The sequence below is a fragment of the Serratia nevei genome (assembly GCF_024160145.1).
Lineage (GTDB): Bacteria > Pseudomonadota > Gammaproteobacteria > Enterobacterales > Enterobacteriaceae > Serratia > Serratia nevei_A.
This window is the reverse complement of record NZ_JAMYWQ010000034.1, coordinates 1-13,676: the sequence shown is the minus strand read 5'-3', so window position 1 is coordinate 13,676 and position 13,676 is coordinate 1. Positions and strand designations below refer to the sequence as shown.

The following is a 13,676-nucleotide window of genomic DNA, read 5'->3' as shown; positions in this document are numbered from 1 at the left end:
ATAACATTAGAGAATTGTTAGTTTTGTAATATAACTTTTGTATCAATAATGTTATGGAAACATAACAGCCATTCAGGTAACCTGATACAAAAAATAGAATACCGCTGTACCCGACGTGTTGATTCTGGATTTTATTTGCTATCGCCCACCTTTCGCCAGCCAGCGACAGGCCGAATGACGTCGGAGCCCGTAATTGACGATTTTCAATGAAAAACTACCCACAATTAAGCAGTTGCAGTGCTTTCTCGCCGTCGCGCACGAACTGAATTTTCGCCGGGCAGCCGAAAGAATGCGGATGACGCAACCGCCGTTGACCCGGCAAATCCAGTGCCTTGAGGACGTGATTGGCTGCCCGCTGTTTACCCGCGATACCCATCAGGTACATTTAACTGAGGCGGGGATCAAACTGGAAGAACAGGCTAAGCAACTCATTAACCAGCTTTCTCATTTGATTCAACGACTCAATGTCGAGAGCGACACGGTGAAAATCGGCGTCACGCGTACGCTGGATTTCAGTCTGATTCCCACCATCAATGCCCATTTGGAAAAGCTTATCGATGCCGATGAGATCTCCGCTCACCAACTGACGTCAAAACAGTTACTGCAGATCTTGGCTCGGGGGAATCTGGATATCGCACTGGTCGGCGAGAAAGCGCCTAACGGCGAAGAAGCCTTTGAATTTCGTTGGTTGTATCGAGAACCGCTCATGTTGGCGCTGCCTTCGTCGCATCCCGCCAGTATTCAAGATACCGTATCGCTGCGCGACGTTGTCGATCTGCCGCTCTACTGGTTCTCCCGCAGCGCAAACCCGGGTTTTTATGACAAGTGCGAAAATGTCCTTCAATCACTGCCTTTTGTACTGAAGCGCAAAGCGGAACCCGACGATTCGCTGATCATGCTGGCCAGCATCGCCCGGGGAAAAGGCATGGCGCTAATGCCGCAATCGATGTGCGTCTCCACCCGGGCGGGCTTGTGCTATCGCCACCTGGATGCACAAATGAATGAAAGATTGAACATCGACGTCTATCTGGTGATGCAAAAAAACGAAAAGCGGGTCAACGTGTTGAACGCAGCCCGACAATTGTTGGCCTCATCGCCAGAGCTTTGATGCAGCAAAAACAAAAAAGCCCCTTTCGGGGCTTTTTTGTTGGCTGCAAACAGCCGGATATCAGAACGGAATATCGTCGTCGAAATCCATTGGCGGTTCGTTGCTGGTCGCCGGTGCGCTGTTCTGCGCCGGGCGAGACTGCTGCTGGCCGCCGCTGAACTGGTTGCCGCCCTGTGGCTGCTGAGGCTGGCCCCAACCGCCCTGGCCGCCGGCAGATTGACCGGCCGGTGCGCCGCCGCCCTGACGGCCGCCCAGCATCTGCATGGTGCCGCCGACGTTAACCACGATCTCGGTGGTGTAGCGATCCTGGCCGCTCTGATCCTGCCATTTACGGGTCTGCAGGGAGCCTTCGATGTAGACCTGAGAGCCTTTACGCAGGTATTCGCCCGCCACTTCGGCCAGTTTGCCGAACAGCACGACGCGGTGCCACTCGGTCTTCTCTTTCTGTTCGCCGGTCGCCTTGTCACGCCAGCTTTCGGAGGTCGCCAGGGTAATGTTGGCCACTGCGCCGCCGTTCGGCATGTAACGGACTTCTGGATCCTGACCCAGATTCCCGACCAGAATTACTTTGTTTACGCCTCTGCTGGCCATGAGCACTTCTCCCGATGATTGATTTCTACACAGTATAAACGCGTCAGTTTACCACGCTGAGTACGAAACCACACCCGTGTTGATAAGTGCGAATTGCATTCCAGAATTGTCTTTTCGATCGACCTTGTTGCATTCGCATACTGGATATTCATTCAGGTTTTTTTGTGTCATAATTATGCGTTTCGACCAGGCTGTGCCGGTTTTTTGCGAGATCCATCACAAAATCCCCCGCAAAAATCGCGACAGGCGCGGTGTATCATCAAGACGGGAAGTGTAAATGGACAATATCGAAGTTCGTGGTGCTCGAACCCATAATCTGAAAAACATCAACCTGATCATCCCGCGTGACAAACTGATCGTCGTCACCGGCCTGTCCGGTTCCGGCAAGTCATCGCTGGCTTTCGATACGCTGTACGCCGAAGGGCAGCGCCGCTACGTCGAATCGCTCTCCGCCTATGCGCGCCAGTTCCTGTCGCTGATGGAAAAACCGGACGTCGATCATATCGAAGGCCTGTCGCCGGCGATCTCCATCGAGCAGAAATCCACCTCGCACAACCCGCGATCCACGGTCGGCACCATCACCGAGATCCACGACTACCTGCGCCTGCTGTTCGCCCGCGTCGGCGAACCGCGCTGCCCGGATCACCATGTGCCGCTGGCGGCGCAAACCGTCAGCCAGATGGTTGATAACGTGCTGAGCCAGCCGGAGGGCAAACGCCTGATGCTGCTGGCGCCGGTGGTGAAAGACCGCAAGGGCGAGCATACCAAAACGCTGGAAAACCTGGCCGCCCAGGGCTATATCCGCGCGCGCATCGACGGCGAAGTGTGCGATCTGTCCGATCCGCCGAAGCTGGAGCTGCAAAAGAAACACACCATCGAAGTGGTGGTCGACCGTTTCAAGGTGCGCGACGACATGGCGCAGCGCCTGGCCGAATCGTTCGAAACCGCGCTGGAGCTCTCCGGCGGCACCGCGGTGGTGGCGGACATGGACGACGAAAAAGCGGACGAGCTGCTGTTCTCCGCCAACTTCGCCTGCCCGATCTGCGGCTACAGCATGCGCGAGCTGGAACCGCGCCTGTTTTCCTTCAACAACCCGGCCGGCGCCTGCCCGACCTGCGACGGCCTGGGCGTGCAGCAGTTCTTCGATCCGGATCGCGTGGTGCAAAACCCCGAGCTGTCGCTGGCCGGCGGCGCAATCCGCGGCTGGGATCGCCGCAACTTCTATTACTTCCAGATGCTGCGCTCGCTGGCGGAGCACTATGAGTTCGACGTCGAGGCGCCGTTCAACACCCTGAGCGCCAACGTGCAGAAGGCGGTGCTGAGCGGTTCCGGCAAAGAGTCGATCGAATTCAAATACATCAACGATCGCGGTGACACCACCGTGCGCCGCCATCCGTTCGAAGGCGTGCTGCACAACATGGAGCGCCGCTACAAAGAGACCGAATCCAGCGCGGTGCGCGAAGAGCTGGCGAAGTTCATCAGCAACCGCCCTTGCGCCTCGTGCCACGGCACGCGCCTGCGCGAAGAAGCGCGCAACGTGTTCGTCGAAGACACCACGCTGCCGGAGATATCCGATCTGAGCATCGGCCATGCGATGACCTTCTTCCAGAACATGAAGCTCAGCGGCCAACGCGCCAAGATCGCCGAAAAAGTGCTGAAAGAGATCGGCGATCGCCTGAAATTCCTGGTGAACGTCGGCCTGAACTATCTGTCACTGTCCCGCTCGGCGGAGACGCTCTCCGGCGGCGAAGCGCAGCGTATCCGTTTGGCCAGCCAGATCGGCGCCGGCCTGGTGGGCGTGATGTACGTGCTGGATGAGCCGTCGATCGGCCTGCACCAGCGCGACAACGAGCGCCTGCTGGAAACGCTGATCCACCTGCGCAACCTCGGCAACACGGTGATCGTGGTGGAGCATGACGAAGACGCCATCCGCGCCGCCGACCACGTGATCGACATCGGCCCCGGCGCCGGCGTGCACGGCGGCCAGGTGGTGGCGGAAGGCACCGTCGACGACATCATGGCACAGCCGGACTCGCTGACCGGCCAGTTCCTCAGCGGCAAGCGCGAGATCGCCATTCCGGCGCAGCGCGTGCAGGCCGATCCGACCAAGGTGCTGAAGCTGAGCGGCGCGCGCGGCAACAACCTGAAGGACGTGACGCTGACGCTGCCGGTCGGGCTGTTTACCTGCATCACCGGCGTTTCCGGCTCCGGCAAATCGACGCTGATCAACGATACGCTGTTCCCGATCGCTCAGCGCCAGCTCAACGGGGCCACCATCGCCGAACCGGCGCCGTTCCGCGAAGTGACCGGCCTGGAACATTTCGACAAGGTGATCGACATCGATCAGAGCCCGATCGGCCGCACACCGCGCTCCAACCCGGCCACCTACACCGGCATTTTTACCCCGGTGCGCGAGCTGTTCGCCGGCGTGCCGGAATCGCGCAGCCGCGGTTATACGCCGGGCCGCTTCAGCTTCAACGTCAAGGGCGGGCGCTGCGAAGCCTGCCAGGGCGACGGGGTGATCAAGGTCGAGATGCACTTCCTGCCGGACATCTACGTGCCGTGCGATCAGTGCAAGGGCAAGCGCTATAACCGCGAAACGCTGGAAGTGAAGTACAAGGGCAAGAGCATCCACGAAGTGCTGGAGATGACCATCGAAGAAGCGCGTGACTTCTTCGACGCGGTACCGGCGCTGGCGCGCAAGCTGCAGACCCTGATGGATGTCGGCCTGTCGTACATCCGTCTCGGCCAGTCGGCCACCACGCTCTCCGGCGGTGAGGCACAGCGCGTCAAGCTGGCGCGCGAGCTGTCGAAACGCGGCACCGGCCAGACGCTGTATATCCTCGACGAGCCGACCACCGGTCTGCACTTCGCCGATATCCAGCAGCTGTTGGCGGTGCTGCATCAGCTGCGCGATCAGGGCAACACCATCGTGGTCATCGAGCATAACCTGGACGTGATCAAGACCGCCGACTGGATCGTCGATTTGGGGCCGGAAGGCGGCAGCGGCGGCGGCGAAATCCTGGTCGCCGGCACGCCGGAAACCGTGGCCGAGTGTGAAAAGTCACACACTGCACGCTTCCTGAAACCGTTGTTGAACAAGTAATGCCGCTGGCGTGCGGGCCGTCGCTCAGGCGGCCCACACGCTGACCCGTTTCGCTGCAATCAAACAGAAACAGGCAAGATTTCGACATTTTCAGGCATTTCCCTCCACGCTCAGCGCTTTTATCATCAATGTTCCCTCAGCGGCCCCCCTCTCTGACTCAGGCCGTGTCTCACCGGCACTGCGCTGCCGGCCAAGCGTTGTCACCCATACGTTGATCACTGGAGCGACCATGAACATTACCCATGCCTATGCCGCGCATGACGCAAAGTCTGCGCTGGTGCCTTTCGATTACCCACCGCGCGCCCTGCGCGACCACGATGTGCAAATTCAGGTGCTATTCTGCGGCGTCTGCCATTCGGATCTGCATCAGGCGCGCAATGAATGGAGCAATACGATTTACCCGGTAGTACCGGGCCATGAAATCGTCGGCCGCGTCAGCGCCGTCGGCGGCCATGTCTCGCGTTACCGGGTCGGCGATCTGGTCGGCGTCGGCTGCATGGTGGATTCCTGTCGCAGCTGCCCGAGCTGCGATGAGGGGCTGGAACAGTATTGCGAGCACGGCTTTACCGGCACCTATAACGGCCAGGATCGCCAGACCGGCGCCGTAACCTATGGCGGCTACTCCACCGATCTGGTGGTGGATCAGGACTTCGTGCTGCGGGTACCGGAAAATCTCGATCCGGCCGGGGTCGCGCCGCTGCTGTGCGCCGGCATCACCACCTATTCACCGCTGCGCCAGTGGGGCGCGGGGCCGGGCAAAAAGGTCGGCATCGTCGGCCTCGGCGGGCTGGGGCACATGGGCGTCAAACTGGCGCGGGCAATGGGCGCGCACGTGGTGCTGTTCACCACCTCGCCGTCGAAAATCGAAGACGCCAAACGCCTCGGCGTCCATGAAGTGGTGATTTCACGCAACCCGGAGGAGATGGCGCAGCACGTCAACAGCTTCGACTTCATCCTCAACACGGTAGCGGCTCAGCACGATCTGAATCCGTTCCTCAACTTGCTGCGCCGCGACGGCACCCTGACGCTGGTCGGCGCGCCGGAGCACGATCACCCGTCGCCACAGGTGTTCAACCTGATCATGAAGCGCCGCCGCATCGCCGGTTCGCTGATCGGCGGCATCGCGGAAACGCAAGAGATGCTGGACTTCTGCGGCCAACACGGCATCACCTCGGATATCGAACTGATCCCGATGCAGCAGATTAATGAAGCCTATGAACGCATGCTGAAAAGCGACGTGAAGTACCGCTTCGTGGTGGATATCCGCGTTTCTTGAATGCCAAGCGTAGCCACTTTGGTGCGACAATAAAAAGGGAACGTTCCCAATTTAAAGTAACGATCACAGTTTCAAACGGAAATGGGGAGAACGTGGGCGGCGGCGCCGCCCGGCAATCAGGCGCGCAGTTCCTGGCGCACGTGTTCGGGCAGGCCTGCCACCACCAGCTGATAGGAGCTGTCGATCAGCGTGTAAAACTGCGAGTTCGGCAGGTTGCCGTCGAGAAACACCGTGTTCCAGTGCGCCTTGTTCAGGCCGGCGCAGGCGACGATCTCAGGATGGTGTTCACGCAGGCTTTCCGCCAGCTCCGGGCTGGACTTGACCGCCAGCGCCGGCCGCCCCGCTACCTCGCACACCATGGCGAACATCACGTCGCCTACCTTGATCTGGCTGGCCTGCCACTGGTTCTGGTCGCTTTGCTCCGCGCCCGGCTTCGCCATGCAGTACTCCAGCAATGCGCTGTTATTCATTGGGTTATTCCCCCTGTAATGTGGCCACAATACGGCGTGCTCCGCCGTGGATGCGGTGCTCCCCCAGCCAGATACCCTGCCATGTGCCCAACATCAGCCGCCCGTGCCTGACGGGCAGCGTCAAGGACGCGCCCAGCAGCGAGGATTTGATGTGCGCCGGCATGTCGTCCGGCCCTTCGTAGTCATGCTGATAGGGTGCGTTTTCCGGCACCTGGCGCAGGAAATGCTGCTCCATATCGGCTCGCACCGTGGGATCGCAGTTCTCGTTGAGCGTCAGCGAGGCCGAGGTATGCTGCAGCAACAGATGCAGCAGGCCGGTTTGCAGGCGGTGTAAGTGGGTTAACTGGTTGACGATCTCGTCGGTAACCAGATGAAAGCCACGCGCTTTTGCGCTGAGGATTAGCGTTTGCTGATGCCACATGAGTGAGCGCCCCTCAATCAGTATATTCTCTCTCCGGTTTGCGGCAACTGCGGCGGCGCGCCGGCAATAAAAAAGGAGCGATATCGCTATCGCTCCCCGATGCACGTCCGTTAAGACTAACAGGCGTTACTGCACCGCGGCAAACGCCTCGGCCACCTGACGCACGTTGTTGTGGTTCAGGCCGGCCACGCACATGCGGCCGCTGTGGATCAGGTAGACGCCGAACTCTTCACGCAGGCGATCGACCTGCGCCGCGCTGAAGCCGGTGTAGCTGAACATGCCGCGCTGCGCCAGCAGGTAATCGAAGTTGCGCTGCGGCAGCGCGCTTTTCAGGGTGTCCACCAGCGCGTGACGCATCTCGAGAATGCGGGTACGCATGCTCTCCACTTCGTCCAGCCATTGGGTTTTCAGCTGGGCGTCGTTCAGCACCTTGGCCACCAGCTGCGCGCCGAAATTCGGCGGGCTCGAGTAGTTGCGGCGCACGGTGGCCTTCAGCTGGCCCAGCACGCGCCCGGCCGCCTCTTCGCTTTCGCACACCACCGACAGGCCGCCGACGCGCTCGCCGTACAGCGAGAAGATCTTCGAGAACGAGTTGCTCACCAGGCACGGCAGGCCGGCCGCCGCGATGGCGCGAATGGCGTAGGCATCCTGCTCCATGCCGCCGCCGAAACCCTGGTAGGCGATGTCGAGGAACGGAATGATTTCACGTTCGGCGATCACCTTGACCACCTCATCCCACTGGGCAGGGGTCAGGTCGGAACCGGTCGGGTTGTGGCAGCACGGGTGCAGCAGCGCGATGCTGTGCTTCGGCAGCTGTTTCAGCGCGGCGAGCATGGCGTCGAACTTCACGCCCAGGCTTTCGCTGTCGAAATACGGGTAGGTATTCACCTTGAAACCGGCGCCGCTGAAGATAGCGACGTGGTTTTCCCAGGTCGGATCGCTGACCCACACCTGCGAATCCGGGAAGTAGCTTTTCAGGAAGTCAGCGCCCACTTTCAACGCGCCGGAACCGCCGACGGTCTGAATGGTGGCGATACGCCCCTGCTGCAGCATCGGGTGCTGCGCGCCGAACAGCAGCTGCTGGATGGCGGAACGGTAGGGTTGCAGCCCTTCCATTGGCAGGTACACCGAGGCGCCGTGCTCGACGCTGTTCAACTGCGTTTGCGCCGCGGCGACCGCTCGCATCTGCGGGATGATGCCCTGCGCATCGTAGTACAGGCCGATACTCAGGTTCACCTTGTGCGCGCGCGGGTCTTGTTTGAATTTTTCCATCAGCGACAGAATGGGATCGCCGGCATAGGCGTCAACGTTCTGGAACACGGGGTTTTTCTCCTGGTTTATTGTGGTGTTGGGCACAGCGTTACGTTCCTAATATAGACGGAAAACCGCATTCGGTTTTAGCTTTCTCGCGCCACCGGCAATAAACCGTTTTCCTTGATGCGATTGAGCACCACCGCCGTTTTGATATGTGCCACGCTTTTGTGCGGCGACAGCGTCTGGCTGATGAATTCGCTCAGCGCCGGCAGGTCCGCCACCGCCACTTTCAGCAGGTAATCGGCGTCGCCGGTGGTCTTGTAAGCGTCAAGGATGGCATCCACCTCCTCCAGCATCTGATGAAAGCTGTCGATCTGCTCCTGCGCGTGCGTGATCAGGCTGACTTCGATCAGCCCCACCAGCCCCAGGCCGACCGCCTCCGGCGCCAGCCGTGCGTGGTAGCCGCGGATCAGCTGCGCCTGCTCCAGGCTGATGCGCCGCCGCGAACACTGGGAGGCGGAGAGCCCCACCAGCTCGCTCAGCTCCTGATTGGTCAGACGGCCGTTGGCCTGTAACAGCGTCAGGATTTTCATATCAAAATCGTCAATGTTGTACATAGCCACCTGTAAACTGTGTTAATAAATGTTGACGTTACAGCCTACCAGTTTTTTTACCGTTGCCGACGTCACACCCTGGCGCTTAAATCGCGTACAGCAGCAACGCCCGGCGTTTTCGCCGGTAAGCGGCATAAAAAACGGCTAACTCATGCAGGCAAACGACAATTAACGGCGAAGTAACGCATAAAACCACGAATGTATAAAAGGACGCCAGATGAAAAAGCTACTCCCTCTCGCGCTGCTGCTCGCCGCCGGCAGCGCCGGCGCGCAATCCCACCTGGACAAGGTGCTGCAGCAAAAGACCCTGGAGGTCTGCACCACCGGCGACTACAAGCCCTATACCTTCCTCAGGGAAGACGGCGGCTATGAAGGTATCGACATCGACATGGCGGAATCGCTGGCCAAGAGTCTGGGCGCGAAAGTGAAATGGGTGAAGACCAGCTGGAAAACCCTGACGCCCGACTTCACCTCCGGCAAGTGCGATATCGCGATGGGCGGCATCTCCGTCACGCTGGAGCGGCAAAAACAGGTGTTCTTCGCCGACAAGCTGGATACCGACGGCAAAATCCCGCTGGTGCGCTGCACCGACGTGAAGAAATACCGCACTCTCGAGCAGATCAACAAACCGTCGGTGCGCCTGCTGGAACCGGCGGGCGGCACCAATGAGGCCTTCGTGCACGCCTATCTGCCGAAGGCCAAGCTGACGCTGACGCACGACAACATGAGCATTTTCCAGCAGTTGGTAGACCGCAAGGCGGACGTGATGATCACCGACGCCTCCGAGGCGCTGTACCAGCAGAAGCGCTATCCGAAGCTGTGCGCAGTGAATCCAACCAAGCCGATGCAGTACGGCGAGAAGGCTTACATGCTGCCGCGCGACGATCTGAGCTGGAAACTGTATGTGGATCAGTGGCTACACCTGGCCAAGGCGACCGGCGAGTATCAGAAGATTATCGACAAGTGGTTGGCGGTAAAGAAGTAACCCGCTGAGAAACGGGGCCGACGCGCGTCGGCCCCTGCGGTGCATCAGTCGCCGATATATTCCATCGCCACGCGCTGCGTGAGCTTGGTGATCAGCTCGTAAGCGCTGATGCCGGTACAGGCGGCGATGCGCTCGACCGGCAGCGCCGGGCCCCACAGCACCGCTTCATCCCCCACCTTATCGGCGGCGTCCGGCCCGAGATCGACCGAAATCATGTCCATCGACACCCGGCCGACGATCGGCACTTCACGGCCGTTGATCAAGATTGGCGTACCGGTCGGCGCGCTGCGCGGGTAGCCGTCGCCGTACCCCATCGCCACCACCCCGAGCCGGGTATCGCGCGGGCTTACCCAGGTGCCGCCGTAGCCGACCGCTTCGCCGGCCTGGTGCTCGCGCACCGCGATCAGGCTGGACTTCAGCGTCATCGCCGGCTGCAGACCATGCTCGGCGCCGCTGCCGTTTTCCAGCGGCGACACGCCGTACAGGATGATGCCGGGGCGCACCCACTCGTTGTGGGCGTCCGGCCACAGCAGCGTGCCGCCGGAGGCAGCGACCGAGCGCTGACCCGGTTTGCCGCGCGCGAACTGCTCGAAGCAGGCGATCTGTTTCAGGGTGGCGTCGGATTCCGGCTCATCGGCGCGGCTGAAGTGACTCATGATATTGACCGGCTGCGCCACATTGCGGCAAGCGCACAGACGCTGATAAAACGCCTCCGCCTGTTCGGGGCGCACCCCCAACCGATGCATGCCGGTATCGAGCTTCATCCACACCGGCACCGGGCGCGCCAGCTCGGCCTGCTCCAGCGCTTCGAGCTGCTCGACGCTGTGCACCGCGGTTTCGATGTTGTTCGCCACCAGCACCGGCAGATCTTCGGCACTGAAGAAGCCTTCCAGCAGCAGGATCGGTTTGACGATGCCGCCGGAGCGCAGCATCAGCGCCTCGCCGATGCGCGCCACACCGTAGCAGTCGGCGTCTTGCAGAGTGTGTGCTGTTTCCAGCAGGCCATGTCCATAAGCGTTTGCTTTCACAACGGCAATCAGGCGGCTTTGCGGCGCCTGGCGGCGCACCTGTTGCAGATTATGTCGCAGAGCGCGGCGGTCGATTACAGCGGTTGCCGCTTTCATTTCAGTTCCTTAGCTGATTATTCGTCATCGTATTGTGGCCCCGCGTAGTTGTCGAAACGCGACCACTGGCCGTTAAAGGTAAGGCGCACGGTACCGATCGGGCCGTTACGCTGCTTACCGATAATAATTTCCGCGATCCCTTTCAGATCGCTGTTCTCGTGATACACCTCATCACGATAGATGAACATAATCAGGTCGGCGTCCTGCTCGATAGAGCCGGATTCACGCAGGTCGGAGTTGACCGGGCGTTTGTCGGCGCGCTGCTCCAGGCTTCGGTTCAGCTGCGACAGCGCCACCACCGGCACCTGCAGCTCTTTCGCCAGCGCCTTCAGCGAGCGCGAAATCTCGGCGATCTCCAGCGTACGGTTGTCGGACAGGGCCGGCACGCGCATCAGCTGCAGGTAGTCGATCATGATCAGGCTAAGCCCGTCGTGCTCGCGGAAAATGCGCCGCGCGCGCGAGCGCACTTCGGTCGGTGTCAGGCCGGAGGAGTCGTCGATGTACATGTTGCGCTTCTCCAGCAGGATGCCCATGGTGCTGGAAATACGCGCCCAGTCCTCGTCGTCGAGCTGGCCGGTACGGATGCGCGTCTGATCCACGCGCGACAGCGACGCCAGCATACGCATCATGATCTGTTCGCCGGGCATCTCCAGACTGAAGATCAGCACCGGTTTTTCCTGGGTCATCGCGGCGTTTTCGCACAGGTTCATGGCGAAGGTGGTTTTCCCCATCGATGGACGGGCGGCGACGATGATCAGATCGGACTTTTGCATGCCCGCAGTTTTCTTGTTGAGGTCCTGATAGCCGGTATCGACCCCGGTCACGCCGTCGTGCGGCTGCTGATACAGCTGCTCGATACGCGATACGGTGTCTTCCAGGATGCGCTCGATGCCCTTCGGGCCTTCGTCTTTGCTGGCGCGGTTCTCGGCGATTTGGAATACGCGAGATTCCGCCAGATCGAGCAGATCTTCGCTGCTACGCCCCTGCGGATCGTAGCCGGCGTCGGCGATCTCGTTAGCCACCGAGATCATTTCGCGCACCACCGCGCGCTCGCGCACGATATCCGCATAGGCGCCGATGTTGGCGGCGCTCGGGGTGTTTTTCGACAGCTCGGCCAGGTAGGCGAAGCCGCCGACAGAGTCCAGCTCACCTTTCTGCTCGAGCGATTCGGACAGGGTGATGAGGTCGATAGGCTTGCTCATCTCCAGCAAACGCTGCATCTCGGTAAAGATCAGGCGGTGCGGGCGGCTGAAGAAGTCGTTGGCGACCACGCGCTCCGCCACGTTGTCCCAGCGCTCGTTATCCAGCATCAAACCGCCCAACACCGACTGCTCGGCCTCCAGCGAGTGCGGCGGCATCTTCAGCCCTTCCATCTGACGATCTCTGGAACGCTCTCTGGTTTCGTCCGCGTTTGTTTTGTTGGTTGGTTTTTTTCCTGCCATGAAACGTAGTCTTTATCCGGTTGCGAATGAAGGATCTTGACGCGAGAGTATACGTGATTTTTGCGTCATAACCGATGCAAAAAAGGTATTGAACCCCGCACGGGTGAACTGGATCTACGATACTAAAAAGAATAGGGTGAAATCAGACACTCAAACGAGGTAACGACATGGCCAAGCGCATTCAATTCTCCGCTACCGGCGGGCCGGAAGTCTTGCAATACGTTGATTTTACACCGCTCGATCCCGCCGCCGGCGAAGTGCAGATCGAGAACAAGGCGATCGGCATCAACTACATCGACACCTATGTGCGCAGCGGGCTGTACGCGCCGCCCAGCCTGCCGAGCGGCCTCGGCACCGAGGCGGCCGGCGTGGTGCTCAAGGTCGGCGCCGGAGTCAGCGCGATCAAACCGGGCGACCGGGTGGTGTATGCGCAGTCGTCGCTCGGCGCCTACAGCGAGATCCACAACGTGGCGGAAGAAAAAGTGGCGCTGCTGCCGCACAACCTCAGTTTTGAGCAGGGCGCCGCTTCTTTCCTCAAAGGGCTGACGGTGCACTACCTGTTGCGCCAGACCCACGACGTGCAGCCGGGTGAAGTATTCCTGTTCCATGCCGCCGCAGGCGGCGTCGGGCTTATCGCCTGCCAATGGGCCAAAGCGCTGGGCGCGCGCCTGATCGGCAGCGTCGGCTCCGACGAGAAGGCCGCGCTGGCGAAACAGGCCGGCGCCTGGGCCACCATCAACTACCACAAAGAGGATATCGCCCAGCGGGTGGCCGAGCTGACGCACGGCGAGAAGGTCGGCGTGGTGTACGATTCGGTGGGGCAAAGCACCTGGCAGGCCTCACTCAACAGCCTGAAACGGCGCGGCCTGATGGTCAGCTTCGGCAACGCCTCCGGCCCGGTAACCGGCGTCGATCTGGCGCTGCTGAATCAGAAGGGCTCGCTGTACGTCACCCGCCCTTCCCTCAACGGCTACGTCACCAACCGCGCCGAGCTGCAGTACGCCAGCAACGAGCTGTTCTCGCTGATCGGCAGCGGTGCCATTCGGGTGGAGGTGAGGGACGAGCAGAAATTTGCGCTGGCCGACGCCCAGCGGGCGCACCAGGTGCTGGAAAGCCGCAGTACCAGCGGCTCCAGCCTGCTTATCCCCTGATAGCGGCAATCGGGATAGGGGCTGATCTCACGACCAGCCTCCTCCCACACCACCGTACATACGGGTCCGTATACGGCGGTTCGGTTATGTTGATCGTCGCCTGCCTATAACTTCGGCAGGCCCAGTTTGGTAAA

At 60.5% G+C, this 13,676-nt stretch carries 12 protein-coding genes; 5 read left to right on the top strand and 7 right to left on the bottom strand.

Annotated elements, in window-relative coordinates:
* The first annotated feature begins 193 nt into the window (after positions 1 to 193).
* A complete protein-coding gene (locus M6G53_RS19690; RefSeq protein WP_253333950.1) occupies positions 194 to 1,108 on the top strand; it encodes a LysR family transcriptional regulator in 915 nt (304 codons plus the stop codon).
* 60 nt (positions 1,109 to 1,168) lie between these two features.
* On the opposite strand, the gene ssb1 is transcribed toward M6G53_RS19690, so the two are convergent.
* Complete coding sequence (gene ssb1, locus M6G53_RS19685) at positions 1,169 to 1,699, bottom strand: single-stranded DNA-binding protein SSB1 (protein WP_004936793.1); 531 nt, start codon at positions 1,697 to 1,699, stop codon at positions 1,169 to 1,171.
* 277 nt (positions 1,700 to 1,976) lie between these two features.
* On the opposite strand from ssb1, the gene uvrA reads away from it, so the two are divergent.
* Both uvrA and M6G53_RS19675 read left to right on the top strand, forming a co-directional pair.
* Positions 1,977 to 4,805 carry an excinuclease ABC subunit UvrA gene (gene uvrA / locus M6G53_RS19680; RefSeq protein ID WP_253333948.1) on the top strand — a complete coding sequence of 943 codons (2,829 nt, stop codon included), beginning with the start codon at positions 1,977 to 1,979 and terminating at the stop codon, positions 4,803 to 4,805.
* Positions 4,806 to 5,034: 229 nt separating this feature from the next.
* On the top strand, positions 5,035 to 6,081 hold the full coding sequence (locus tag M6G53_RS19675; RefSeq protein ID WP_253333946.1) for an NAD(P)-dependent alcohol dehydrogenase: 1,047 nt from the start codon (positions 5,035 to 5,037) through the stop codon (positions 6,079 to 6,081).
* 116 nt (positions 6,082 to 6,197) lie between these two features.
* On the opposite strand, the gene M6G53_RS19670 is transcribed toward M6G53_RS19675, so the two are convergent.
* From M6G53_RS19670 to M6G53_RS19655, 4 genes are all read right to left on the bottom strand, one after another.
* A complete protein-coding gene (locus tag M6G53_RS19670) occupies positions 6,198 to 6,551 on the bottom strand; it encodes an MmcQ/YjbR family DNA-binding protein (protein WP_253333944.1) in 354 nt (117 codons plus the stop codon).
* 4 nt (positions 6,552 to 6,555) lie between these two features.
* The gene (locus tag M6G53_RS19665) at positions 6,556 to 6,972 is read right to left on the bottom strand and encodes a secondary thiamine-phosphate synthase enzyme YjbQ (protein WP_004936779.1); all 417 of its coding nucleotides are present in this window, start codon (positions 6,970 to 6,972) and stop codon (positions 6,556 to 6,558) included.
* Between the two features lie 126 nt (positions 6,973 to 7,098).
* Positions 7,099 to 8,292: an amino acid aminotransferase gene (locus tag M6G53_RS19660; RefSeq protein ID WP_253333942.1), complete on the bottom strand. Its 1,194-nt coding sequence runs from the start codon at positions 8,290 to 8,292 to the stop codon at positions 7,099 to 7,101.
* Between the two features lie 77 nt (positions 8,293 to 8,369).
* Positions 8,370 to 8,843, bottom strand: a complete 474-nt coding sequence (locus M6G53_RS19655) for an Lrp/AsnC family transcriptional regulator (protein ID WP_049201491.1) — start codon at positions 8,841 to 8,843, stop codon at positions 8,370 to 8,372.
* Positions 8,844 to 9,057: 214 nt separating this feature from the next.
* Here M6G53_RS19655 and M6G53_RS19650 point away from each other — a divergent pair, with 214 nt between their 5' ends.
* On the top strand, positions 9,058 to 9,825 hold the full coding sequence (locus M6G53_RS19650; RefSeq protein ID WP_253333940.1) for a transporter substrate-binding domain-containing protein: 768 nt from the start codon (positions 9,058 to 9,060) through the stop codon (positions 9,823 to 9,825).
* Positions 9,826 to 9,869: 44 nt separating this feature from the next.
* Here the strand turns inward: M6G53_RS19650 and alr are convergent, their stop codons facing one another.
* Positions 9,870 to 10,949 carry an alanine racemase gene (alr, locus tag M6G53_RS19645; RefSeq protein ID WP_253333938.1) on the bottom strand — a complete coding sequence of 360 codons (1,080 nt, stop codon included), beginning with the start codon at positions 10,947 to 10,949 and terminating at the stop codon, positions 9,870 to 9,872.
* Between the two features lie 17 nt (positions 10,950 to 10,966).
* Positions 10,967 to 12,391, bottom strand: coding sequence for a replicative DNA helicase (dnaB, locus tag M6G53_RS19640; protein WP_025160134.1), 1,425 nt, complete (start codon positions 12,389 to 12,391; stop codon positions 10,967 to 10,969).
* A 167-nt stretch (positions 12,392 to 12,558) separates the two neighbouring features.
* On the opposite strand from dnaB, the gene M6G53_RS19635 reads away from it, so the two are divergent.
* On the top strand, positions 12,559 to 13,542 hold the full coding sequence (locus M6G53_RS19635) for a quinone oxidoreductase (protein ID WP_253333936.1): 984 nt from the start codon (positions 12,559 to 12,561) through the stop codon (positions 13,540 to 13,542).
* The last annotated feature ends 134 nt before the right edge of the window (positions 13,543 to 13,676 follow it).